Origin of the sequence: Halorientalis persicus, assembly GCF_900110215.1 — an archaeon.
GTDB lineage: Archaea > Halobacteriota > Halobacteria > Halobacteriales > Haloarculaceae > Halorientalis > Halorientalis persica.
Genome location: NZ_FOCX01000014.1, coordinates 1 through 24,079 on the forward strand (window position 1 = coordinate 1; position 24,079 = coordinate 24,079).

Sequence of the window (24,079 nt, forward strand, 5' to 3'; positions counted from 1 at the left end):
CTGTAGATGTCGGGAGCGGTCGGGGTGCCGCGCTCGTCACGGTGACACACCGTAGCCAAGGCAGCATCCCCGATGTCCACCCCGACCGGCGTCCGGTCTGTAGGGTCGGACGCCGACCGCTTCTCGAGATCGCGGGTCGCGGTGACGTGCAGATACCACTTGCCGTCGCGTTCCAGTAGCCGACACTCACCCATCTCGGCGTCACCCGCGTGCAACGCTTCCAGCCACGGGCGTTGCTCGGGGTTTGCGGCGGTGGGGATCCAGAGGTGGTAGTCGTCGTGGTGCGGGATTTTGACGTACCACTCGTAGTGGTTCTGCGGTTGGTGGTCGAGTTGGACGCCCTCGTTGGTGAACTTCACTGGGTGGTCGTCGTGGAGTTCGTCGGCGTTGTAGCTGCCGCCACAGAGCTGTGGAACATACTGCTTGAGGGCGTTTTTCGCGTACCCGGAGAGTTCGTACTCGACCACCACTTCGTTGGCGGCGGACTGCGTGGTGCAGTCCGCGTCGAAGGCGGCCTGAAGCGCCTGCTGGTAGGCGTCTCTCGTCTCGCGGAGCTTGCGCTCTTTGTGCGTATTGGGGTTGACGAGGTGCAGCTCCAGCGTTTTGGTGACTTCAAGCAGATTCCTCATGGTTCTGAATGTACTGTTCGACGGTTTCTTGCGAGACGTGTCCCGCCGTGCTCGCGTAGTAGCCGCGTGCCCACTGGATTTTCTCGCCGTCGTGGTCGGCGTGACGGTGGTTGTATTTCCGCGAACTGATGCCCTTGAACCAGTTGGCGAGCAGGGCAGGGCTGTGCTTTGGCGGGCTGCTCACGAACAGGTGAACGTGGTCCGGCTGGATGGCGAGGTCTTGGATGTCAAGTCCTTTGTCGTCGGCTATCTCGTGGATGATGGATTCCACACGGTCTGCGACCTCTCCCGTGAGTACCGATTGCCGGTACTTCGGTATCCACACTATGTGGTAATTGAGGTTGTAGGTCGCGTGCCGTGTGGTCTTCATCTGTATTGTACACTATGTATCTCGGTGGACAAATATCTTGGGTAGACGGTGGGAAATCCGGGGCTGAAACAGAACGGTGGATTGGCACACTATGGTGTCCGCTTAACCCCCGCCTGAAGGCAGGGGTATGCGCTCGCTGTCTTTATCACTTCGCTGCGCACAACCAGAGATGGCTGTAGATATACACTCTTAGGTACAGGATTGTTGGTGGAGAGCCATCTGGTGGTTTTGTAAGAACGTGACTACGTGATCACTCAATCCAGAACCGGGCGAGATCGGTTGAACGAGAGATCTCAGAGAACTCACCCAATCCACGAGATCGTCACCAACAATCTACGCCACAAGAGCGTATGAATTCCTGCACACTCTGCTGGCGACAGATCACAAACATCGATGTTAGCGCCGCAATTTTTTTATCGCTATCATCGGAGGGATAATCGTATGCAGCGACGTGCCCTCCTCGGAGCTCTCGGAGCTGCCCTCGGCTTGGCTGGCTGCTCGGGACGATCCACCGAAGGTCAACAAACTCGCCGCCAAACTGTACCGGAAGAGTCGAACTCAAGCCCTCATCAAACATCGAACACGGATACACCCAGCGAGTCACCAACGCAAATGCGCACCTCTAAGACACCAACAACGAACACTAGCACACCAACTGAGACCGTGACAAGGACACGGACGCCTCACTCAGACCTGGTCAATCTCAGAATCGGTTACGAGGCTCATTTTCGTGATCATTTCGGTGGTGAGGCAGCACCATCAGGAAAGCAATGGCTGATTATACGATACAAAGCGTATAATTTCGGCAGTAGTGGCGTTTCACTCGCACCAGCAGACTTTCACTGGGTAGGAGATAATGAAACCGTTGATACACCAACGGGACCGGTACCGTATACGTTTCTTGGTCGAAGATCGTATACTACCTCAGACGCGATATACCCAGATCAGTCGGTAATTCGTAGTATGACGTTTGCAGTTCCCCGATCAGCTACGAGTCAGCGACTTGACCTTGATTATGCACCACCAGCGACTATTGAGATGTATCCAACAAACTTACCAGACCAACGGAATTGTCAACTTGAGGGGTTTGACTGTAAGGGGCTTTGAGGAAAGCACAACACTCTCCTATCGAAGGAGTGTTCGATATCGCGGTTCAAGCTATTCAAAGGAGGACAATATTCAGTAGTAAAGGATTTGATCACGCATCAGTAAGTGTCTTCCAACGGATTAATTGGAACCTCACGGATTGTTCCCGTGTCCTGAAACATACATGATAAATAAACAATGAAGCGGCGCGAATATCTGCTCACCGCTAGTATAGCTATCGGTGCCGGTGGCTGTATGGAACACGATCCTGTTGCAACCCTTCATCCCCAGTCAAATACCGGTGCTGGGCCGACATATGCAAGCCTCGGAACTGAACGTCTGATTATTGCTGGATCACTCATTGGTGAAGTACCGTGGGCATACATAACAGTCTCAAATAATACCGATTTTGACCAAGGACAACTAGAACTTAGCATAAGCTTCTACGATAGCAACAACTCACTGCTTCAACAGCGCTCGCATTCGATCGCCATATTTCCAACAACAACAACTTGGACAATATACGACCCAGTTACAACCACCAATAGAGACACCGTAGCATCCGTTGAGGCTCGTATCAAACAAGCTGAAACCGATTTAAATGTCAATACTCCAGACGCTATCCAGGTTGAACAATCTGCGCTAACAGCCGATTCCGGAACAGGTGTTACCGTTACTGGCACAATATCAACAGGAGACTACAGTGGTCAGCTCCAACTGATCGGCTTGGTCTATGATGCAGAGGACCGATTTAGAGGAACAGTCACGACGACATCCAATCGGTTAGATGCCAACGAACAGTGGGACTTCAGCGCATCAAGCCCCTCAATACGGACACCGACGGACCAATCAGATCCGAAGAGAGTCGAACTACGGATAGATAGTATAAAAAATTAATCACTTTTTGCAGGTGCAATCGAGGAGCCAAACTCTTCTCCCATCAGTTGGCGAGCGTCCGCCGTGCAATAACATAGAGTACCACGGTGCAGAAGGCACTACCAAGAGTATACGGCAGGATAGATACGAAATACGAGATCAACGACTCAAAAATAGAGAGATTCTGTGTAGCTGTTGCTGTTCTAGTGGACACCTGTGTTGTCCTCTGCTGATGTGTGGTGGTTAACGTTGGTGTACTGCCTTTATTCTCAGTCGTCGTAGATCGCGACTGGGGCGGTGTCATCACTGTCTCTGTTGGGACATTTGGTGTCGGTTGTGAGGTCTGCTGTGGATCCGGACGGGTAATTTGGTATCTTTGAATATGTTCCGTACCAGCCACATCCTGAACTCGCACTTGGACAGTAACTGGATACGAATCAACGTCGAGAGATTCCTTAAATTCTAAACGACTAGTCGTTTCATCAGCCTGCAAAACAACGATATCCGAGAGCGTTCCATCATCCAATCGTGCTTCGATCTCGGCATTGGAAAACCGCCCCTGGTCAATCGTACCCACAACTCTTGCAGTCTGGTTCCCGAGTCGTTGGGTAGCCTGCGTGTCGATAACGATGTTAGGGGAGACAAAATCCGAATAGGAAAGGGAATAATTTAGCGTTACATTATTTCCAACAAGGTCGGTTGCCCACAATGAAATACCATCTCCGGCTAGTGAAGCAGGAATCTCAACGGTAGTGGTGTACTTTCTCTGTTGTTTATAGATATTGTTCTCAGAATAATATGAATGAAGGCCCGTGTTATTGCCGGACCCCAACTGCCGACCGAACGATGAAATCCCAACATTATCTGTCACCTGGATTTTGAGTGCAACCGCTGATTGTTTATGCAGTGGAGTTGTTTTCAGAATCTCTATATCCGGGGACTCTTGATCGGAAATATTCAGGACAAACGTATACTTGCGGTGGTTATCTTTTGCGTCAGTTGTTTCGACTGTGATATAATTCGTGCCATTCGTCTGGTTTTTTCGATTTGGACCAAGCGTTAGTTGCTGTGTGAATGAGTTGCCAGGATCGTCGATAACATATCGCGTTCGTTCTGTCTGTTCCCCGTTGAATGTGTACTCATAGCGGTGTTTAATTACAACTCGTTGAACAGAACTTCGGTCGGTCAATTCTCCACTGAGCGTAATATTTGAGGTATTGAGAGTGTAGTTTTGCTCCGGTGGTTTCAGGCCTGTTGTAACGAATGGTTCCTCAAAATTGATCCGAGGTGCAATCGCGTCTTCAACGATGGTTGTCGAGTGAACTGTAGTTGTATTTCCGATTGCAATCACGGACACACGATGGCCACCATCGCGAAGATCCAGTGTAGTTGTTGTCGAGAATTTTGTATCGTTTGGAGAGTACGTTTGTTGAGTCCGGCCATCGATACGGATAAGAACCGATTCGAGAGCAGTTGTTGATCGAATTGATATCCCAAGGCGGGGATCTTCACCAGTGGTGATTCGTGATCCATTTTGTAGCACTCGACCATTCACAGTCACAGTAATATCTGTGTTAGAAGGAATCGCCGATTGAGTGGTGTCATTCGATATCGTCGAGTTGTTTTCGACGAGCATTGGTGTGCCACCGGCACTTCCCATACAGCTTAGAACGAAACAGAGGAGAATAGTAGTCAGAGTTATACCGCTCAGAATACCCGTAATCTGTCTTCGACAGTTGTTTTCACCATTCAGTGACGAGTCAGCATCAGCCACATCTACCACCGATAGTCGACTTGGGAATATAAATCCATGTTTCAGTTCATCTGTGGACGAGATTCGTTGTGGCATCTCTCGGCTACGTGACTACAGAGCAAGTCACAACACTAATCCGGTACTTCGGTTATAGCGTAGTTATGGACAAACGTCTAGCCGCCCTCATTGGACTGTCCGTCCTTGTTGTTCTTGCTGGCTGTAATGGCGCAACGGGTCCACAGTCTCCATCGAGTACAACCACTGAGCCCGGACAAAACGAGACAGACCAACCGGAAGTAGTCTATAATGGCGTCCAGTTGCCGGATGGAACAACAGCCACCCACATTAACGAAACGCAGGTCCTCACCGCGCAGCAATCTCTGTTAGCGAGTCAGGACTACCGTGTTGGGATAAATCTGACACATGCTGCAGCTAGAGGGGTGGCTAATACGACTACCATCATCGCCAGTAACAGAAGTCATCAACAGTTATATCTCCAGAGTAATTTACCCGGTCGAACGCTGGAAGAGTACTATACAGCAAATCGATCACTTTCTCGGACTGAGATTGGAAACGAAACTTCTGTTCGCGAAAGTGAGGTCGATTCGTTTGAGGGGATTCATAAACGCAAAGCACGACCGGGTGATCTACTGACGACGCTTCTGACTACAGCGGAGTTTACTGCTGTTGATACGACAGCAATTGATGGCCACGATGCAATCGTGTATAATATAACAGATGTCTCTGGGTCTAACTCTAGTCGTTTTCCGCCGGTAATCGAACGGTTCAATGGATCAATGACCATTGACGATCGCGGCCTCATTCGAGATATCTCACTTACAACATTAGGCGTCCGGAATGGGACAGTAGAAGCAATGTTTCAGGAGTATCAGACACTCAAGTATGGAGATGTTCGGGTCCAACAGCCCGGCTGGGTCCAAAACCAGTCACAAGGAACCTAACAAAATTTGCGAAGAGGGAGAAAGTGCGTACACAAATTTTCTGTGGCTGTCGAATCTTCGGTGGTCGAATTAGTTGTTAAGTCGCGGTCCGCACAGCCAGTCTTGACCTCCTCCTCCGCGTGAACGCGGAGGAATCCCACCACGGGATTTCAGGCCGAGTGTAGCGGCCTGTTGGTTTCAAGACGCATACGTTCCACACGTCTCTTGCTGGGTTTCAGCATCGTCCCCAGAAATCCGGGATTTCTGGTGTGCGAACGAATCGCTGCGCGATTCGTTAACGGCGTGGCTGTCTTGTGGCCCGGTCAAAGAGGTCGTTCGGAAATCGAAGATTTCTGTGATCACGAGAATCTTCGATTCTCGGACGACCCCATCCGTAGCCGAGTCATCGTCACCGACCTTCTGCCGGAAAGCCCGGTCGCTTTGGCGGTGACTCTCTCCACTACGGTAGCGGTCTGCAATGTTTATCGCCCCGTTCACGTCGGCTTGGTACTCACTGACCCAACAGTCGTCGTTCGAGCATCTGAACGTCGCCTGTCGTGGCCGGGAGCCATGTTCACCGCAGGCGTAGCACGCCGTCGACGTGTTCCGGGAATTCACCGTTGCGACGGGAATCCCTTTCTCGGCGGCTTTGTAGCGAATCTGTGTGTGGGGCTTCGCAAAGCCCCACCCGTGCAACCGACGGTTCATGTACTCGCCGTAGTCCATGTTCTCGCGGATGTACGTCAGGTCTTCCAGCACCAGCACTAGGTTCTCGACGGATCGGCGTACTCAGCGACCTCGCGGGCCACACGGTGGAACACGTCGTCAATCTGGTCCCACAGTGCGTCACCGAATGAGTCTGCGATTCGCTCACTGCCGCGCTGCTGCAGGCGTCTCTTGGCGGTAAAGTGCGTTTTGCGGAGCCGACGAACGGCTTTGGCGTCGTCGGCCCACAGTCTGGGGCAAACAGGAGACCCGCTCTTGTCGCGGTGACACACCGTGACGAGACTCGCTTCTCCAATGTCTACACCGATGGGCGTTTGCTCGTCGGCGGACGCCTCAGATTTGTCCTCCACGTCGCGGGTAGCGGTGATGTGAAGATGCCACATTCCGTCCCGCTCGAACAACCGACTCTCACCCATCTCGGCATCCTCTGCGTACAACGCTTCAAGCCACTTCCGCTGGTCGGGATTGGCGCGTGCCGGAATCCAGAGGTGGGAATCCTCGTGGTGCGGGATTTTGGCGTACCACTCGATCGCGTTCTGTGGCTGATGGTCGAGTTGCAGGCCTTCGTTGGTGAACCGTACCGGGTGGTTGTCGTGAAGCTCGTCGGCGTCGTAGCTGTTGTGGAGTTGTGGGACGTACTGCTTGAGGGCGTTTTTCGCGTAGCCGCTCAGGTCGTACTTGACAACCACGTCGTTGGCCGCTGACTGTGTGTCACAGCCAGCGGCGAAGGCGGCCTGAAGCGCCTGCTGGTACGCGTCCCGTGTCTCGCGAAGCTTCTGTCGCTTGTGGACGGTCGGGTCCACAAGCTTCAGTTCGAGCGTTTTCGTGACCTCGCCCATCGTCGCCGTACTCCATCTGTGAGTTGTGAGAGACATATACCTGGGCCATCCAGGGTGAAAGTGAAACGGTGGGAAATCCGGCACTGCAATAGAACGGTGTATTGTCACCCCTGCTGTCCGCTCGACCCCGCCTGTTCGCTTCTCGGTTCCCACAGAGCGTCGGAACACCCGTCACTCACGGGAAGGCGGGGGTATGCGCTACTATCTCTATCAGCACACAAATCCCGAGCAGTACTGGTAGCCATCGCATGGCGGGCCCTGCCCCGAGGACGAGCATTAGGATACCGGCCACGTGGTTCTCAACGGAGACAGTACTGATTGCTCGGATCCCGTGTGGAACCTCTTTGATCCGCTCACCGAGAAAGTCCAGTTCGTCTATCATGGACAGTACCTCAATCAGAGGGTACATTCGGTGCGATTTGACCGTCGTAGCAGCGGGGTAGCAGAGCGATTTCCCACATCGTCTTTGGCACAGTTATTAGGATATCCGAAATGAACGAACGAGTAGATGTGGGGAGATCTAGTGTTAGGAAGCGGATTGGCAGTGATTGGGGTTGTCGTCGGACTCATCTATACCGGCCCCGGAGCATGGTTGGGTGCCATTATGGTGGTTGCTGGTATCATTGTCGTCCTGGGACCGATTTGGGCGGAGATTAGATGAGTCGTCGCCAAGGGAGGAGCAGGTTCACCGCGTAGCACCATCATGCTCGTTGATGATGACTCTGGTGTCGAGTCCGCCGTGGCATCCAATTCTCTTGATGTTCAGCAACCATACGTTACTGCCCTCAGACTCTCCATTGGTGATTGTGGACTAAGCGATCTCCCGAAGTTTCAAGCCAGGTATTTTGTGCGAGTATTACCGTGGGGAAAACAGTGTCGTACGCTCGGTCGATATCAGCCGAATGGGCTAGCCGATGAAAACGGGTGATCTGCCGGAATCCACAATCAGCCGCCGCTCTGGTTGAGAGTGCACTTGAGCAGCCAGCACGTAGCAGTGTTGCACCCACTGCAGGTCCATCACCCGAAGTCATAGTAACAGGCGTAATGCTTTTCAAGAATTTTGATATCAACCATAACCCCCTATTCAGTGTTCCGTCTTGGCCCGATTTCGCCGGTGGCTTCGACGTCAAACTATTCAATGACAAAAGAAATAAATTTAGTATGTTACCACAGAACCAATGGAAGTGCATCAAGATAACCAAAAGTATATGACTTCGAGATACAGAGAAGAAACTGAATAAATGGTTAGTCACAATCCTGTGAGAGCAAAATCAGTCTGCAAACAAAATGCCGCAGACAATGCATTCTATAACAGAGTGCGCCCATCTACAGTGTTTAACAGCCAATGAGAAAGATTATAATTTCACTTGTAACGTTTTCTGTACTCATATCGACCGTCGGAATTGCGCCCACAGCCAGTGCTGATACCAACCCGGGTCCACAAGGAGCCAGTGTAGCTCAGATTAGTCAATCTTCCGGACAAGTGATCGGTGAGCCCGATATTTCGATTAGTTCAACAGTCGAAGAATTTAGTCCAGGGACATCATCACAATTCCGACTATCGTTGACTAACCGGGGTAAAATCAAGCGTGCTGGCCCCTCACGATATCAAAGCCGCGTCACTACTGCTCGCGGTGTCACTATCGAAATTAAAGATGGTAACACACTGTTTGATGTTTCAACTGGAACAGTTACAGCAGGGAACGTTCCGACAGGAACGGTCCAGACAGATCCGATCTCGATAACTGTACCTGAAAAAGTAGATCCTGGAACGTATACAATTCCAGTCGAATACGAGTACGACTATACACGAATCGTCTCGTACGATAGCACCGGCGCGGAATACAATGACTTCACAGAGAGCGTCAGTGGTTCAATCACCATTCGTGTCCGCAACCAAGCACAGTTCGAGGTCGTAGAACAGGAGACGACAGCACAGATTGGCGACACGAGCGATATCAGTCTCACCTTAGAAAACACGGGAACCCGACCTGCCAGTGATGCGAGTGTGAGTGCCTCTTCTCGGAGCGATGAACTCACCTTTGGGACTGGTTCGGGAAGTTCAACTGCATACGCCGGCAGTACATGGGAACCGAACGAACGCAAAACCGTGAATTACAGTGTTGCGCTCGCTGATGACGCAACACAACGAGCCTATACACTCAATCTGAACGTCGATTACACTGATACGGATGGAATTGATCAGACCTCCCGCACATTGAAAGCGGGAGTGCCGACAGTCTCGGCACAGGAATTCGACGTCGAAAATGTCGAATCTACACTCCGTGTTGCCAGAGAAGGGGGGTTAGAAGCGACGATCGTAAACCAAGGACCCCAGACTATCAGTGCTCCTATTGCTACTCTTCGATCGAACAATCAGAACCTCAATATCAATAATCCAGAGTTTGCACTCCCCGATCTTGCGCCTGGGGAACAGGCACACGTGAATTATACGGTTGATGTGAGCAGTGCAGCAGATGCTGCTGTCCAGCAATTCAATTTCGAGATTGCATACGACAACCAAAACGGTGAGCGGCGGACGAGTGACCTAATCCCAGCAAACGCCCGTATCAAGCAACAGCAAGACCAATTCATTGTCGAACCCGTCAACCAGACAGCAATAGCTGGAGAAGAAACCACTCTGGAACTCAGGGTGACCAACAATGGCGAGAAGCCTCTGCGTAGTATCGAAGGGAAAGCGTTCCTTGATGATCCACTGAGCAGTAGTGATGATGAAGTGTTCATTGATCGATTAGGGCCTGGAGAAACCACGAATGTTTCAGTTGCGCTCAGTGTTGGTAGCGGAGCTCTCGAAAAAACCTATCCGTTCTCGATTGACTTCCAGTATGAAATGCCAGATGGCGATACCGAAGTCTCGAAAACGTACAACGTCCCGATCCAGGTTGAGCAAATCGAAGAGGACGGAGGGCTTCCACTCCCACTGATTGGCGGCGTTGCTGTTCTTGTCTTCGGTGCTGGTATTGTCTGGTATACGCGGCGGGAGTAGAATCAAATAAATTCCGCCACATAATACATGATTGATTATCAAAAATATATTGAAATAATCGACGACTGGATCGTCAATCGCGATACCACAGTCGTTGGTATCTTCCTAATTGTGACGCTGCTGCTCTCGGGAGGTCTCGGAATGACGGCTACTGATTCGGGAACGTCACAATTCACGGAGAATGTTCCAGCACAAGAAGCATTCGATGAGGTGAATGATAATTTCGAGCGACAACCTTTCGAACGTGGGACTGGGAGTACAACCCTCATACATAAGAGTAACAATGTCCTCTCGAAGTCCTCTATTCTCGAAATGCTACGGGCCCAGCACCGGCTCAAAGAAGATGACTCTCAGGACGTTGTCGGAACGAACAGTGTTGCACAGTCAGTTGCGCTAACCGTTGATCCAAACGCCACAACGTTATCTGCTCAAATCGACGCAGTTGAATCTGCTCCGGCATCAGTGGTGAAACAAGCAGCCCAGCAGACACTCGACGAACGGCCGAGTATCGCTGGATTGCTTAGTAAGGATCTCAATCGACGAGAACCCTCCGCATCAGCAACTATTGCGACCGTTACTCACCGTGTTGAAGGGACTTCTGATTCTGCAGGTACGCAGGGAACCTCACCACTAACACCGATTCAGCAAGAGGCTGTATTCATTGTTGGATCAACAGGCGCTGATATTACGGTCTTTGGCAGTGGGTTGATTTCTGCCGAACTACAGAGTGTCATCAGTGACTCACTGATTCTCGTAATTCCCGCCGCTGTAATTCTCATTCTGTTTTTCCTGATCGTCTCCTATCGCGACCCATTTGATCTGTTGATCGGATTGATCTGTCTTGGAATGGCGATACTGTGGACATTTGGGTTCATGGGCTGGGCAGGAATCCCATTTACTCAGATGTTGATCGCCGTTCCACCGCTTTTGCTTGCAGTAGGTATTGACTTTGGAATCCATGCCGTCAATCGCTACCGCGAAGAACGCGTTCAGGGAACAGAAGTCTCGACATCCATGCGCTTAACGACTGACCAGCTTCTCCCGGCTTTCTTCATCGTAACCGGGACGACAGTTCTCGGATTCGCTGCCAATGGTGCGAGCGATCTCGCCCCGATCCGTGATTTTGGACTGGTCGCTGCGGTTGGGATCGTCTTTACATTCTTGATCTTTGGTATTTTCCTCCCGTCGCTGAAACACTTTATCGACCGCAAACGCGAAAAATACAACCTACCGACATTCAGTATCGCACCGATCGGGTCTGAAGATTCGGCCGTCGGTCGTGTCTTGACTGTTGGTGTGGGTATTGCTCGGCGAACCCCACATACGTTCTTCGTCGTTGTGTTGCTCTCGACAGCTGTGATGGGTGCCTACGGAACAGGCGTCGATACCCGCTTCACCACGGAAGACTTCCTACCACCAGAAGAGAATCCCGAATACTTCGAGGAGTTACCAGCATCACTCGCACCCAGCGAGTACACTGTGACAGATACAATAAACTTCTTAGAAGAGAACTTCGAGAGCAGTGAATCTGATTCTGTCACAATATATATGGAAGGTCCGATGCAGCAAGACTACGCATTGGAATCCATCTATAAAGCAAATCAAAACCCACCGGATTCCTTCGTGAGTAATGGCCGACGTGCCAGTGCCACGAGTATTCTTGGTGTCATCAACCAGTACGAACGACAGTCACCGGAATTCCGACAGCTCATTCAGGCAAACGACATTGATAACAATGGAATCCCGGACAAGAATTTGCCAGCGATCTACGACGAACTCTATGCATCACCGTATGGAGACGAAGCTCGTTCGTATCTAACAGATGACTACTCGAAAGCCCGAATCGTGTATTCAGTCAAATCCGATGCGTCACAGGCAGAAGTCACTGCGGATACACGAGAGCTAGCAAACGATATGCGGTTTGAAGCAACAGCGACTGGCAGCGTGGTGGTTCTAAAGGCAGTCTCAGATGTCATTGCTGAATCTGCGTATATTAGCTTGGCGTTGGCGATACTCGCTTCGGCTGTCTTCCTCGTAATCGCCTATTGGATCATAGAGCAGCGGCCTAGCCTCGGGATTGCAAATCTAGTGCCGATTCTTGTCACTATTGCAGCACTGGCAGCTACAATGCGGTACCTCGATATTCCGTTCAACGTGCTAACTGGGACGACACTGTCAATCGGTATCGGACTGGGTATTGACTACTCAGCACACCTCGTCCATCGATTCTCTGAGGAGTTCCGAGATTCGACAACTCTCTTTGAGGCCCTCTCAATTGCAGTAAGCGGGACTGGGGGGGCGCTAGCTGGAAGTATGCTCACAACAACTACGGGTACTGGTGTACTCGTACTCGCAATTACACCAATTCTCGGGCAATTCGGCCTTCTCATTGCCTTGAGTGTCCTGTACTCGTTTGTCGCTTCAGTCGTCATTCTGCCCACAACATTAGTGGTGTGGGATGAGGCACGAGAGGTGAGTCCGATATGAATGACGACATCCCATTCGAGATCAAATCGACCGGGACAAAAGGACTCATTATAGAATCGGCCTATCGAGCATTGTTAGAGCATGGCTATGCTGATCTCACCATGCAACAAATTGGCGAAAAATTGCCGAGAAGCACATCCATTATATACACATATTATGACGGGAAAGAGGATCTTCTCTTCGATCTGCTCCGACATCTGCTGCAATGGCTTGAGCCAGAAGAACCTGTTACAGATGCAGACCCACATGAGCAATTACTCTCACAGATTGGTGTTTTGTTGAATCTTACAAATGAAAGAGTGGATAGAAATGGACTGGTTACCATTGCTGTACTCCGGGCGAATACACAGCAGAACGTTCGCTTTCAGGAGGAGTTTGAGCGGATAGATACGGTGTATAAAAACCACTTTTCGACACTCATTGAATTGGGAATCGAAAACGATCGATACCGTACGGTTGATCCAGAGACAGTCGCATCGTACCTCTATTCGACAATTCTTGGACAGATCGTGTTATCAGTCACAACTCACGAGAGTGGGGACGCTGCCAGTATTGAACACGAAATAAAGGAGTATATTCGATCACGGTTGCTTAGGAGTTGAAGAGAACTACCAGTGATACCGTATATCTGCAGACTCGAAGTCATTTTTTGAGATAGGGTAGGAACTGGGCTGTCACGATTTCTCGAATCTGGTCGGGGCTCATCTCTGAGTTTGTAGTGTGTCTATTCAGTATTCCACCAACAATTATCAACAGGAGGTGTTGTGCTGTCAGATGAGCATTTACGTCTCGGAATACATTCTCTGCTATCCCATTATTGATAATCTCGACAAACAGATTCCCCAACCAGTGATAGATTTGAGTGAACTGATCGCGGTATAATTGCTTGTGTGGAGATTGAGACTGAATCTCCAGCAGAGCGGTCTGCATCTGGAAAATCTCTTCGCTAGAAGAATTATCGGGCCCATATAATAGAACATCTACAAGATCCAACAATTGTTGCTCTGGAGATGAATCTTCGTCGATCTGAATCGTCTCTCTAAATTCAGAGAGAAGATAATTCAAAAATGCTGCGAGAATATCTTCCTTCGTGTCATAATGGTAATGCAATGCCGCCTTTGATTTACCAAAGTTATCAGCTATTGATTGTATCGTGAGTCCTGCATATCCATGCTGCTGGATTGCATCATACGTTGCCTGCATGATCTCCTGTTTAGTGTCGCTAAACCCACTATTATTATCAGTCATAAAACTCTATTTTACCAGTCATTTGTGGTCGCCCTGAGTGCATTCCATCTTAAAAATAGCCAGATAAGAATATTAGGAAATGTCCCCCCATTCGTTTTGGAAGAATTCTAGATCGTATTTTGCCCGATTAGCGCGCCCAACCCGTTCCCGGAATGTCTCAATGTCTTCCATCAAAGAGAGGAACGATTGTTTTTCACGATGATCCCCGTCGTTGAGACGGGGGATAATAGTTTCACAGAGGAGATCAACCGCATCATCCCGAACAACGAGATACGGAACGACAAGTTGAAGAAAGGTCTGGAGACTATCTCTGCGGCTAACAATAAGCTGATACGAATCATAGGTTGTCTCCCGATCAGAGTCAACACGATATGCGATTTCGTGAGCCTCACAAAAGCTAGTTAATAAATCGAGACTCTTTTTTGCAGAAAGCTTGATTCGACATTGTGTTTGGATCCCAAAGCCGATGCGACTGTCTGACCTCTTCGCTACCGTAATCACAATACCAGCGTGATTATCAACAAGCCCAGCAATATACGGTGTCCGCCAGTCCGAACATTCAACCATCAGTGCTGAATCATTGCTCCCTTCTGTTTAACTCTTACAGGAGATCGCCGTCACGAACAACGACCCGATAGCAGGAAGATTATTCAGCGTATCTGATCGCCGTTTGTGTCAATCAGAACCATGAATAGCCAGCACTGGGATATCAGTTGTTCGTAGTGTCCGTTCTGTGACGCTCCCAAGGAGGTGTCGCTGAAGACCAGTACGGCCGTGGGTCCCCATTACTATTAGATCGGCACCGGTTTCAGCTGCGTATGTGTCGATTTCCTCGTGGAGGCGACCGCCCACGATGACAGTCGTCGGCGGTTGGCCAGTAGCGTCACGGACCTGAACAGTGGCGTTGTTGACGATCGATTGGCCCTCGCTTTCGTCGCCGACGTACAAAAGATGAAGTTGTGAGTTACAGGCCTCTGCAAGTGCGGTCGCATGATTCACCGCTGCGTCAGCATAGTCGCTGCCATCAGTTGGTACGAGTATATTTTCGCACCCAACATTGTGTGATGCAGATGCGTGTGCCGTAAGGACCGGTACAGAGACAGTCCGGATTGTCCGTTCAGCGACGCTGCCTAGCAAGTGTCGCTGAAGACCAGTGCGGCCGTGGGTCCCCATTGCAACCAAATCTATTTCTTTCTCGGTAACTGCAGTTGCGATAACCTCATATGGAGTCCCCATCTGAACGTGCCGTTCGACAGTAATATCATACTCAGGATTGATTTGTTCTGTCGCGTCTTTTGCCTGCTCTTGTAGTACCGTCCGTTGATGATCAGCCAAATCGGAAATATCACCAACGGATGTGATTGGGGATTGCTGTGGATCGACGACCGACAGAACATGGACGGTCGCGTTGAACGCACTTGCGATGCGTCCCGCATGGGTGCCGGCAACCTGTGCGCTCTCACTACCGTCGGTTGGGACAAGGATTGTGTCATACATAGTTAATCACCTCTTGTGGCATCCGGCCTGTTGGCAGTAGCCTCAGTAGCTGAAATACCAAGCGATGGTCCGAGGCTGAGTACCGCCGGTAAGATGGTGAAAGCCGTTGCGAGCGACATACCAATAGCGAGAACAGTTGTCGTGCCGAAATTCGCGAGAACGGGGAATCGCGACAGTATTAGAACACCAAAGCCGAAGATAGTAGTGAAACTCGACCCGACAATCGGACGAGAGAGTTTCGAGACGGCTGTCGCGGCCGCACCAACCGCTGTTTGACCGTTTGTCTCAATCTCGTACTCATAGCGTTCGAACACATGGATACCGTAGTCGACACCGATACCGAGCGTGAGCGATGACATTGTGATGGTCAGTGGATTCCACGGGATACCGAGGAGATGCATCCATCCAGTCACCAACAGGGCAGCGCTCCCGGCCACGCTCGTAATAAGTGCAGCGGCGATACGCCAAGATAGAAACACCAGTGACAGCAATATAAGCCCCAGTGAAAACGATAGTAGCGTCATGGGTGTCAAGCCGGCAGTGACGTTTTCAATAACGTTCCGGTTGAGGACCGGTTTACCCGTTACACTCAATTCCTCGGCGGTAGTAAGCGTCGCGTCAGCGTTGGAATTAAACTCCGAGATGAGCGTCCGGACGGATTCTCCTTCGATGTCGTCAACGTAAAATGTCAAGAGCATCGTACTCGGATTCTCGGCAGGTGGTTGGATGCTCGTTACTCCAGCCTCGGTACTCTGTCTTGAGATGAGTCGGTCCAATTTTGCGTTGTCGTTCGGTATTCGCCCATCGTTTCGAACCCGTATTGCGGATACGGGACTTTGGACTGCGTTGACCTGGTCGTTCGCCAGCATCAGGCGCTGATAGGCCGCGATATCGCGGAACGTCTCGGAAGTGTACGGTTGGTCAGTCTTGACCATTACATACACGACCTTGGGACTGTCGACAGTGTCAGATAAGCGGTCCATATCGTTTTTCGCATCGAGATTCTGCGGCCAGAAGTCCATCATCTCCTGCCGTGGCTCAACCTGCGGGTAGGCATATGCACCGCCAGTGACGAGTAACAATGCGATCAGGAGTGTCAACAGGGGCTTGCCTCCGGTCACGACTTGCGTAAGGCGATAGACACCGGCTTCTAACCAATCATCGCTGCGGGCCGTTTCGCCGGTAGCTTCAAGCGACTCATGACTTCCCTGATCATAGCGGACGAGGAGAGCGGGCAGAAGAGTTACTGACAGCACCATCGCCGCGAAGACGGCAATAGCACTCGTAACACCAAACTGCCTGACCGGAGGTACCGCGGACACGAGCAGTGAACCGAGGCCGACGACGGTCGTTCCCATGGCGATGAGTAATGCACGCCCGGTAGTCTGTGCAGCCACGCCCGCCGCATCCAGAGGGGGAACACCAGCGCGGCGTTCCTCAACGTACCGCGAGTGGATCTGGAGACCGTAGTCGATGCCGAGGCCGAGCGCGATGGGCATGACACCGAGCATGATGGCGTTGAAATCGTACCCCAACAGCCCCATCGCGCCCATCATATAGACGAGGGCTGTCAGCGCGGTTCCAAGCGGTAACAGAACGTGCCAACCCTGCTCAACTTTGTCGCGCATGACGACGTAGATCACGCCGAAAATAAGCGCAAATGCGCCAGCGAACAGCGCGATCATCTCTGGGAGCATCAACCCGAACGCGGCATTCTCAAACACCGGTTGGCCAGTAATAGTCGTCGACATCCCTGGTGGAAGCGACGCCAGTGCCGTCTCGTCGCGCACTTCGCTATAGACAATATCAGAGCCGCGTTGTGGGAGAAAGTTTCCCCGCTCGAACCGATCGACGCTTCCGTACGTCGCAAGAACGATCGTCGTTCCGTGCTCGGGCACCATACGCGCAACCATCGCTGCACCTGCTTCGCTCTGCTCTCGCACTTGATCGATGGCTCGACGTACGCCGGCTTCAGTCTCCGGAATTTCGCCGTCGTTACCCGATCTGATAATATCAGCAATCGAGGTGACCTGCGTGATACCGTCGACGTTTGTGCGGTAGCGATAGTCGAGGCGGTCGATAGCTCGGATCGTTTCGGGATCGTAAAGCCGGTCCGACTTGACAACGACGAATACGTTGTTGCCGACGCCGAAGTCCTCTTTGACGGTTTCCCAGTTGTCGGCTGTTTGTGAGTCGTCGTCAATATACAGAGTCATTCCCATGCTCATCTGGACGCCGCTTAGGCCGACGCCCAGCGAAACAAGCGCCGTCACAAGTACGACAGCAAACACCTGTCGCTGGTGGACTGCAGCGTACCGGCCAGTTGCTTCGAGGCCGTCGCGGACGGCGCGTCCGAGCGTTGTTGTCATGGGTCAGGGCAGAATGCGGTCACCGAGGTCAGTTCTAAACACAATGCCGGTGAGTACCAACAGTGGGAGGAGTACGAGAGCTGCCAGCCCAGTCATACCGATACTCAGCGGCCCTCCAGTAGACTCAGTAACACGCACAGGCGCGGTCTCTACGTCGGCGACGGCATTCTCACCGAACGCGTTATCGTGCTTGATGGTCGTATCGAGTGTGTACGTTTTCGGCGTTGCAGCACTGTCGACACTAACAGTAAATGAGACAGTCGCCGTCTCACCTGGCGCGAGTGCCCCAACGTAGGCTGTGTCGTCGTCTGTCTCAAATGGCGAGTTCGTGTTGATGCGGACTTCGCTATCGTTCAGCGATGTCTCACCAGTATTTCGCACGGTAAGCTCAATAGTCTGAGTCGAGCCTGCTGGGAGCTGTGCCGTATTCACCACCTCGAATGATCGCTCAGGACCGACTGACACATCAGTCGACATCGTTTCGCTCTCAACAGTGTTACCGTACAGATCATCATGGGCAACGGTTACCGACAGCGGGTACGTTCCATCAAGGCCCCGATCAGGTACTTCGAGTTTGAATCGCGCCGTCGAAGACTCGCCCGGTTCAAGCGTTCCGAGGCTCGAACCACTCGAAAGTAACGCAAATGATTCCATTGAGTGTAAATGGGCCCGAGCATCTGTCGCTGGTTGACTGCCTGTGTTCGTTACTGACAGTTCAACGATGCCAGTCGAGTCGACATACAGCGCCGATGTCGATGTCGTAAGATCAAATTGGGGACCGGCAGTGACCGAAACGTTGGCCGTCCGAACTGCCGACTGCCGCGGATTGTCGTTCTCGTCTTCGTAGCGTAATCGGAAATCAACGCCGTACAACCCTGCTTCTTCGGCACCAGTCACCGTGGTCTGGAAGGTCGCCGTCGCCGTCTCGCCTGGAGCGAGACGACCCAGTGCGACCCCGTTGCTTAAGGGTCTAAAGTGGGGGGACTCAACCATACTGAGTTCGGTGTTCCGGGCGACTTCCGTCCCACCGTTTTTGACTGTTACCGCGATACGGCCATCGGCACTATCGTAAAGTTCCTCACCGGTCGCTTCGATGATGTCGAGACGAACCGACTCTTCGATCTGGACAGTCACATGGCCTGTAATCGTCTCCGTGTCACGGAGTACGTAGTACCCATCGTCATTAACAATAATCTGGTCGACGTACGTGTACGTCATCGTCACCGGCAGGTGATACGTTCCAGGCGCAGCATCTTCGGCAACTTCGACAGGAATCGCCGCCTGACTACTTCCGCCTGCGGGAATTGTCCCGAGACCTTGTTTGCCTGATTTTACGTCAAGTGGGGCGTTCCCAGTTTTGACCGTTGCCGCCGTTGTACCTGCTGAGCCAAGCTTAATTTGGTGTGTCCGGACCACTTGAGACAGCTCACCGATCGATCGGTCAAAATTTAGATTTCCCTCTTGTGGTTCTGAACTACCACAGTTAAAGTAGCTGTCTCGCCCGGTGACAGCGTGTTTCCTGACTGCACCGTTGGTTCCAATTCCGGTTCTGAGAAGTCGCTATATCTGGTTGCTGCCGCTGACGCTGGGCCCAGTGTCAAGGACGCCCCAACCAGAAGCAACACCAGTGCACCCGCTACGATTTGTCCACGGAAGCTATCTTGCATATAACCCACAATATTGTGCACAAGTGAATAAATGTGTCTGATCATAGTAGATGATGAATAATACAGTAATCAAAGACTATACATTACTTTTCGTAGGATGTATTATCAACCAATGGTCAAAAAATAGTTATGTATATACCCAACAGTACAGTAGTGTACTAATATACAATATCGGAATCAACGATACTGAACAGTTGAGAGAGAGAGAGGAAACGAGGAATTATAAATACTCTAACAATAGAACTTGCTGACGGGTACTTGGCTGCCCTCACTCGTCACGAATTGAGTGGTCAAGCTTAACGATACCGACCAGAACCACAGCAGAAAGTGATTCTAGACCGTCACCAAGGGGGTCGACCGCTTCCACTCGTTCTGACGTGGCATTGTGTCAAGTACAAAATATGGGCTAGAGGGTTCAAACACGACTACAACCGAAACCGACCGGATCAAGCGTTAGATGACCGCACTTCTCACGAAGAGGTTCAGAGATTGATACCCCCTGATAACCCCAATGGCCCACCAAATCAGGTATGCTATGGATTTTCACGAGAGAAGTCTGTAGGTAATCGACGTCTGGTGTATACACCCTGACCCAACCGGCTCCGGTTGTAATCAAGGACATTTATAAACAATACATCTGATTTCAGTAATTCATTTGGCAGCGTTATGTTGACTGATAGAGACTGTGATCCGTCCACAGTTACTGTTTTTTCTCGAAGCCTACCCATATCATATACCTGCACAGCGATTATGGAGCCAGGTGCAACATTTGTATACCCTTGTATACTAATTGTATCATTTTTTATTTTTGGGTTTGAGAATACATAAGCAAACCTTCCAAATACGGTATAGTTCGCCACAACAGCCTGGGAGTGGCTGAGGGTAGACACGTTAGATAGTTGTCCATCACCGACAGTTAGAGAATATGTATTCCTTCGGTCAATATTGGGTTGGGTGGGAAGGAAGAGATACACGGAGTCGTTAGTGATTGCAGTCTTAGAGGGGCGCAAAGTAACTAACCGAGAGGCATCTCTACTAATCGATAGTTCAGTACCATGGCCGAGTAGTCCAGTTAGATTTGTACTATATTTTATTTCCCCACGATCAGTTTCTGTTCGGTTCCCTACTATTGTCGTGTTTACCGTATGAGTATCAGTATATTCGGGATTAGATATACCCTCATACCGAACAACAAGATAGCTATCAGAGGGAATAGTTGCGTTTCCGTCTAGTGAGAATTGGATAGTGTTTGAATCAGGAGCAGATACATATTCAATAGAATTATTCAATGATTTCTCAATGAATCCATCCTGATTTTCATCAACACCGAACAGTGTTATGTTATTTTTATATAAATTGTTATTTAAATGAGGTCGAATTTCATATTCAATCGATATTTGTTCTAATTCACTAATAGGTTCATTCACCACAGGGACGACAGTGTGAGTCGTATTTGCGCTAGGGGTTGCTGGGGAGGCATATGCTATGTTACTACCAACAGATCTGTTATACGAGCAGCTTGTGTCATTTGATTTTGGAAATTGAATAGCCAACCAGTCTTCACTCGCGACGTGGTTGAAATCACTATATTGTGTTTTGTTTACCAGTTTTGCCGGATTTGAGAATTGTGCTGGTGCCCTTCCGAGCCTAATATTAGAATTATTATAATCACAGGCCTGAAGTTTATCACTTCTGCCATCGGAGTTAGTCTCGGCAACAGCTGTGCCGGTCCACACTAACGTAGTTAACAAAAGTATAGCAAGAGTGAACCAAAAAATTCGCTGAGCGTAGCGTTTCATGCACCGATTCGTTACTTGTTTACTGTAATAAGCCTTGTGTGGCGGGTTAAGAGAGTGCTCAAGTTTGCTATGTCATACCGCGGCTTATTACTACTCACAGATGCAGCAGTATGTGATCACAGCCGGCCACTCGGTGACCGACTTATGCATGGGGCCCATGTACCGACAAGTGGATGTCCAGGACAGCGGATATCTAATGTGTCCTGAATTTTAGGAGAAATCAGACTGTGTGGAAACGTCAGACGCTATTTCAACCGACACCATACAGAGCGCACGAAACACGTTTAATCAGAGGGTATGGCCACTACCCGTGATCCGCTCGGCTCGTCCCGCCTGTAGAGATGGTTGGAAGAAAGCTTGATACGGATCCAATATCGATGTTACAATATGACAAGGAGTGTCTTACTTGTTCTGGGAATGCTCATTTTAGTTTCAATGAGCGTTGGAATTCTAATTGGGATTCAGCTCAGTAGCGGAACTGATTCTCCAGTTTCCAATCAGACAACAGAAAGTCCACCAGACAATCCAACACCGACCCCCATTTCAGGTCCAAACCAGACACCATATGAAAATATGCGGACTACATCACCACAATCACCCAACCGTCAATTACAGGATGTCCTACTAAGTACGATTAACAGTTACCGGATTCAGCACGGTCGTAGCCCGTTAGATAATACAGGACCACCTACAGATCGGCTCAGACAAATAGCGACAAACCATAGCCAAGATATGGCTACAGTCGGTGTTGCTAGAATCTCTTTGCGCGGAAGTACCAGTTCTGATCGCTATAGTGAGGCTGGGCTAAATAAGAGGTGTTCATTTCCATCCAACAGTGGTTATTCGACTATTGATCCCTCTGTCGGGAAGTTGGAACTGGTGGCCAACCCAGTTAGAGCACCACCATATGAGAACGTTGAAGGAGGCTATAATGGAGATCCGTCTACAGTGGCAGAAAGTGCATTAAATACGTGGACTAGTTCAAACCAGGATCGTCGGAAGTTATTATACAAGAATGCAGAGCAAGCTGGAATTGGTGTTGTAATCACTGATCGTGGCAGCGTATATCTAACAATTTCTTTATGTGGTGCCTGACACGCCCATCTATACTATCGCACTGTGTTTACGAAGCCGTGTTTTTCGTCAAGCATACACCCCAGTAAAAAAGCCCGCCAACGACATGACCTTGATTTCAGATACGAACGCCACAGAAATCGGATCAGTGTCGAACGTGTCTTTCGTGAGGGAAACCACCGTGCTTTTTGATTCTCAAACTGTTTCAGCAAGCCAAGCGAGACACTGACGACTGGCCGCCATCGTTCGCCTTTGCTTGGAATCAGCTAATCTGAACACTACTCCTGCACTCCCCGAGGGCTATAGTAATTTCCAGAAGGATCTACTCACATCTCTCAGCAGATCTCGGAGAACCAACGAGACACGCTGTCTTCGGCAGATACCCCTGCAAAGACTTCCAGATTCTCCTATAGGCTGCTGACCACAGTCAGTGGATCACCTTACTTATACGCCCGGTTTTAGCCGGCAGATGTTTTAGATGGAAAGCAGAGAGACACAGTAGTAAGGTATGAAACGACGAACCATGTTATTAACTGCGGGCTCGATTTTTCTAGCAGGATGCTCGGGTAACCCAAGCCATGGCAATGGACAAGGCGTCTATCAGGGAGGAAGGGGCGTCGGGAGCCTAAATGAACCAGAGTTCAACTTTAGCAATATTGCCGACAGGCACGATTTTGATATTGGTCAAATTGAGCGAGACTTTGATTTTAATAGTAGCCAGCTTGGGTCAGATGTAACATTTGATTTTGGGGAAGATGGTAATCGAGATGATCGGGAACAACTACCCACACCAGCCAAAAGCAACAAACAGGCAGCAAAGCATCTGCAAAAAGCACGTCAGAATCTGGTTGAAGCAATCGATATCTATGCAAGCTTTGGTGGGGCAGAAGCCGACATAACTTCTGTTTCCCCGACTACCGAGTCCTTTTCGCTCAGTCAAATTCAGAATGAAATCCAACGGACACGGAAGCCTCTAGTTGAAGCCTCAAAGTCAGCAACAGAGGGACAAAAAGTCTGGATACTTGCCCTTGAGCAAGTCGGAATTTTCCTCAAGCACGCTGCACAAGCGGACGCTGCACTTCAAAACGCACTGTCTGAATATCACACTGCAATAGGATATCTCGAAGATGGAAATACAACAACTGTAGATTCACCGATAACACGGCAAGATAAAAAAGTTTCAGATGCGAATGAAGCAGTCGATATAATTCAGTCTGAAACTGATGGTACATCTATGCAGATTATTCATCCAAACGTACAAGATATGTACGAGGGTAAAATCACACAGCTAGAGACATTAATTGACTCATTCAGATCTCTATCGAATGCAGTCGAAGATATAAGCGATGGTCTTGCAGAGTTGGAAAGAGGTGTAAGTATGTATGCAGATAGAGAATATGATGGTTCTGAATTTCGATTGGATTCAGCTGCATTTTCCTTACAAAAGGGACGAGATGATATCAAAAGTATCCGATCAGATGGAATCTTATACGATGCGACTGCCCCTGGTTTTGATCTTGCAAATACTTTATATAAAATTTCAAATAATTTACAACAAAGTGCGCAGGCGAAGCTGAATTACAACGATGATGCGTACACAAAATACCGTGAACAGGCGATTGAACATCTTGAGTCAGACAAACGAACAAGATATATGCAGGAAATTAACCAGATACAGTGGTAATTTGTCCAGAAGGCTCCAGAAGACACC

Annotated in this window: 16 protein-coding genes and 3 pseudogenes; 8 read left to right on the top strand and 11 right to left on the bottom strand. The window is 50.0% G+C overall.

Translation table 11 applies throughout. From position 1 onward, the window contains the following. Both BMX17_RS14805 and tnpA read right to left on the bottom strand, forming a co-directional pair. Positions 1-620 (bottom strand): annotated as a pseudogene (locus BMX17_RS14805) (RNA-guided endonuclease TnpB family protein); the annotation flags it as partial. Continuing rightward, positions 613-999, bottom strand: coding sequence for an IS200/IS605 family transposase (gene tnpA / locus BMX17_RS14810; RefSeq protein WP_092661438.1), 387 nt, complete (start codon positions 997-999; stop codon positions 613-615). The pseudogene BMX17_RS14805 and the gene tnpA, both read right to left, overlap by 8 nt. Positions 1,000-2,340: 1,341 nt before the next feature. On the opposite strand from tnpA, the gene BMX17_RS25215 reads away from it, so the two are divergent. After that, positions 2,341-2,982, top strand: a complete 642-nt coding sequence (locus BMX17_RS25215) for an FxLYD domain-containing protein (RefSeq protein WP_139203534.1) — start codon at positions 2,341-2,343, stop codon at positions 2,980-2,982. Positions 2,983-3,025: 43 nt separating this feature from the next. Here the strand turns inward: BMX17_RS25215 and BMX17_RS25220 are convergent, their stop codons facing one another. Then, positions 3,026-4,621, bottom strand: a complete 1,596-nt coding sequence (locus BMX17_RS25220; protein WP_139203535.1) for a hypothetical protein — start codon at positions 4,619-4,621, stop codon at positions 3,026-3,028. A gap of 254 nt (positions 4,622-4,875) precedes the next feature. On the opposite strand from BMX17_RS25220, the gene BMX17_RS25225 reads away from it, so the two are divergent. Continuing rightward, positions 4,876-5,676 carry a DUF7537 family lipoprotein gene (locus tag BMX17_RS25225; protein ID WP_139203536.1) on the top strand — a complete coding sequence of 267 codons (801 nt, stop codon included), beginning with the start codon at positions 4,876-4,878 and terminating at the stop codon, positions 5,674-5,676. A gap of 177 nt (positions 5,677-5,853) precedes the next feature. Here BMX17_RS25225 and BMX17_RS14815 read toward each other — a convergent pair. Then, positions 5,854-7,220: pseudogene (locus BMX17_RS14815) on the bottom strand (RNA-guided endonuclease TnpB family protein). A 175-nt stretch (positions 7,221-7,395) separates the two neighbouring features. Then, positions 7,396-7,602: a hypothetical protein gene (locus tag BMX17_RS14820; RefSeq protein WP_139203537.1), complete on the bottom strand. Its 207-nt coding sequence runs from the start codon at positions 7,600-7,602 to the stop codon at positions 7,396-7,398. 1,101 nt (positions 7,603-8,703) lie between these two features. Between BMX17_RS14820 and BMX17_RS14825 the strand changes: the two genes are divergently transcribed. The 3 genes from BMX17_RS14825 to BMX17_RS14835 are packed head-to-tail and all read left to right on the top strand — an operon-like array spanning position 8,704 to position 13,316. Beyond that, positions 8,704-10,227 carry a COG1361 S-layer family protein gene (locus BMX17_RS14825; protein WP_092661442.1) on the top strand — a complete coding sequence of 508 codons (1,524 nt, stop codon included), beginning with the start codon at positions 8,704-8,706 and terminating at the stop codon, positions 10,225-10,227. A gap of 27 nt (positions 10,228-10,254) precedes the next feature. Then, complete coding sequence (locus tag BMX17_RS14830; protein ID WP_092661444.1) at positions 10,255-12,714, top strand: efflux RND transporter permease subunit; 2,460 nt, start codon at positions 10,255-10,257, stop codon at positions 12,712-12,714. Then, positions 12,711-13,316 (top strand): TetR/AcrR family transcriptional regulator, encoded by a 606-nt coding sequence (locus BMX17_RS14835; RefSeq protein ID WP_092661446.1) that lies wholly within the window; start codon positions 12,711-12,713, stop codon positions 13,314-13,316. Before BMX17_RS14830 ends, BMX17_RS14835 begins: the two co-directional genes overlap by 4 nt. 40 nt (positions 13,317-13,356) lie before the next feature. Here BMX17_RS14835 and BMX17_RS14840 read toward each other — a convergent pair whose 3' ends face one another. From BMX17_RS14840 to BMX17_RS25235, 6 genes are all read right to left on the bottom strand, one after another. Further along, a complete protein-coding gene (locus BMX17_RS14840; RefSeq protein WP_092661448.1) occupies positions 13,357-13,962 on the bottom strand; it encodes a TetR/AcrR family transcriptional regulator in 606 nt (201 codons plus the stop codon). Positions 13,963-14,034: 72 nt separating this feature from the next. Further along, positions 14,035-14,529, bottom strand: coding sequence for a hypothetical protein (locus tag BMX17_RS25230; RefSeq protein WP_139203538.1), 495 nt, complete (start codon positions 14,527-14,529; stop codon positions 14,035-14,037). A 108-nt stretch (positions 14,530-14,637) separates the two neighbouring features. Then, complete coding sequence (locus tag BMX17_RS14850) at positions 14,638-15,459, bottom strand: universal stress protein (RefSeq protein WP_092661453.1); 822 nt, start codon at positions 15,457-15,459, stop codon at positions 14,638-14,640. A gap of 2 nt (positions 15,460-15,461) precedes the next feature. Further along, positions 15,462-17,828 (bottom strand): efflux RND transporter permease subunit, encoded by a 2,367-nt coding sequence (locus BMX17_RS14855; RefSeq protein WP_092661455.1) that lies wholly within the window; start codon positions 17,826-17,828, stop codon positions 15,462-15,464. A gap of 3 nt (positions 17,829-17,831) precedes the next feature. Next, positions 17,832-19,244 carry a COG1361 S-layer family protein gene (locus tag BMX17_RS14860; protein WP_139203539.1) on the bottom strand — a complete coding sequence of 471 codons (1,413 nt, stop codon included), beginning with the start codon at positions 19,242-19,244 and terminating at the stop codon, positions 17,832-17,834. A gap of 784 nt (positions 19,245-20,028) precedes the next feature. Then, positions 20,029-21,294: a hypothetical protein gene (locus tag BMX17_RS25235; RefSeq protein ID WP_139203540.1), complete on the bottom strand. Its 1,266-nt coding sequence runs from the start codon at positions 21,292-21,294 to the stop codon at positions 20,029-20,031. 573 nt (positions 21,295-21,867) lie between these two features. On the opposite strand from BMX17_RS25235, the gene BMX17_RS27525 reads away from it, so the two are divergent. The 3 genes and pseudogenes from BMX17_RS27525 to BMX17_RS25240 all read left to right on the top strand — a co-directional run bounded on the left by BMX17_RS27525 (position 21,868) and on the right by BMX17_RS25240 (position 24,052). After that, positions 21,868-22,389, top strand: a complete 522-nt coding sequence (locus BMX17_RS27525) for a CAP domain-containing protein (protein WP_394327911.1) — start codon at positions 21,868-21,870, stop codon at positions 22,387-22,389. 57 nt (positions 22,390-22,446) lie between these two features. Next, positions 22,447-22,643 (top strand): annotated as a pseudogene (locus BMX17_RS14870) (IS6 family transposase); the annotation flags it as partial. A gap of 233 nt (positions 22,644-22,876) precedes the next feature. Beyond that, positions 22,877-24,052, top strand: a complete 1,176-nt coding sequence (locus tag BMX17_RS25240) for a hypothetical protein (RefSeq protein ID WP_139203541.1) — start codon at positions 22,877-22,879, stop codon at positions 24,050-24,052. Positions 24,053-24,079: the final 27 nt, after the last annotated feature.

Excerpts from the sequence above, each read along its gene's own strand:
- BMX17_RS14830 (WP_092661444.1), top strand. The coding sequence starts at position 10,255 with ATGATTGATTATCAAAAATATATTGAAATAATCGACGACTGGATCGTC.
- BMX17_RS27525 (WP_394327911.1), top strand. The coding sequence starts at position 21,868 with ATGCGGACTACATCACCACAATCACCCAACCGTCAATTACAGGATGTC.
- BMX17_RS25220 (WP_139203535.1), bottom strand. The coding sequence starts at position 4,621 with ATGGGAAGTGCCGGTGGCACACCAATGCTCGTCGAAAACAACTCGACG.
- BMX17_RS14840 (WP_092661448.1), bottom strand. The coding sequence starts at position 13,962 with ATGACTGATAATAATAGTGGGTTTAGCGACACTAAACAGGAGATCATG.
- BMX17_RS25215 (WP_139203534.1), top strand. The coding sequence starts at position 2,341 with ATGGAACACGATCCTGTTGCAACCCTTCATCCCCAGTCAAATACCGGT.
- BMX17_RS14855 (WP_092661455.1), bottom strand. The coding sequence starts at position 17,828 with ATGACAACAACGCTCGGACGCGCCGTCCGCGACGGCCTCGAAGCAACT.
- BMX17_RS25230 (WP_139203538.1), bottom strand. The coding sequence starts at position 14,529 with ATGGTTGAATGTTCGGACTGGCGGACACCGTATATTGCTGGGCTTGTT.
- BMX17_RS14820 (WP_139203537.1), bottom strand. The coding sequence starts at position 7,602 with ATGATAGACGAACTGGACTTTCTCGGTGAGCGGATCAAAGAGGTTCCA.
- BMX17_RS14835 (WP_092661446.1), top strand. The coding sequence starts at position 12,711 with ATGAATGACGACATCCCATTCGAGATCAAATCGACCGGGACAAAAGGA.
- BMX17_RS14850 (WP_092661453.1), bottom strand. The coding sequence starts at position 15,459 with ATGTATGACACAATCCTTGTCCCAACCGACGGTAGTGAGAGCGCACAG.
- tnpA (WP_092661438.1), bottom strand. The coding sequence starts at position 999 with ATGAAGACCACACGGCACGCGACCTACAACCTCAATTACCACATAGTG.
- BMX17_RS25225 (WP_139203536.1), top strand. The coding sequence starts at position 4,876 with ATGGACAAACGTCTAGCCGCCCTCATTGGACTGTCCGTCCTTGTTGTT.
- BMX17_RS25240 (WP_139203541.1), top strand. The coding sequence starts at position 22,877 with ATGAAACGACGAACCATGTTATTAACTGCGGGCTCGATTTTTCTAGCA.
- BMX17_RS25235 (WP_139203540.1), bottom strand. The coding sequence starts at position 21,294 with ATGAAACGCTACGCTCAGCGAATTTTTTGGTTCACTCTTGCTATACTT.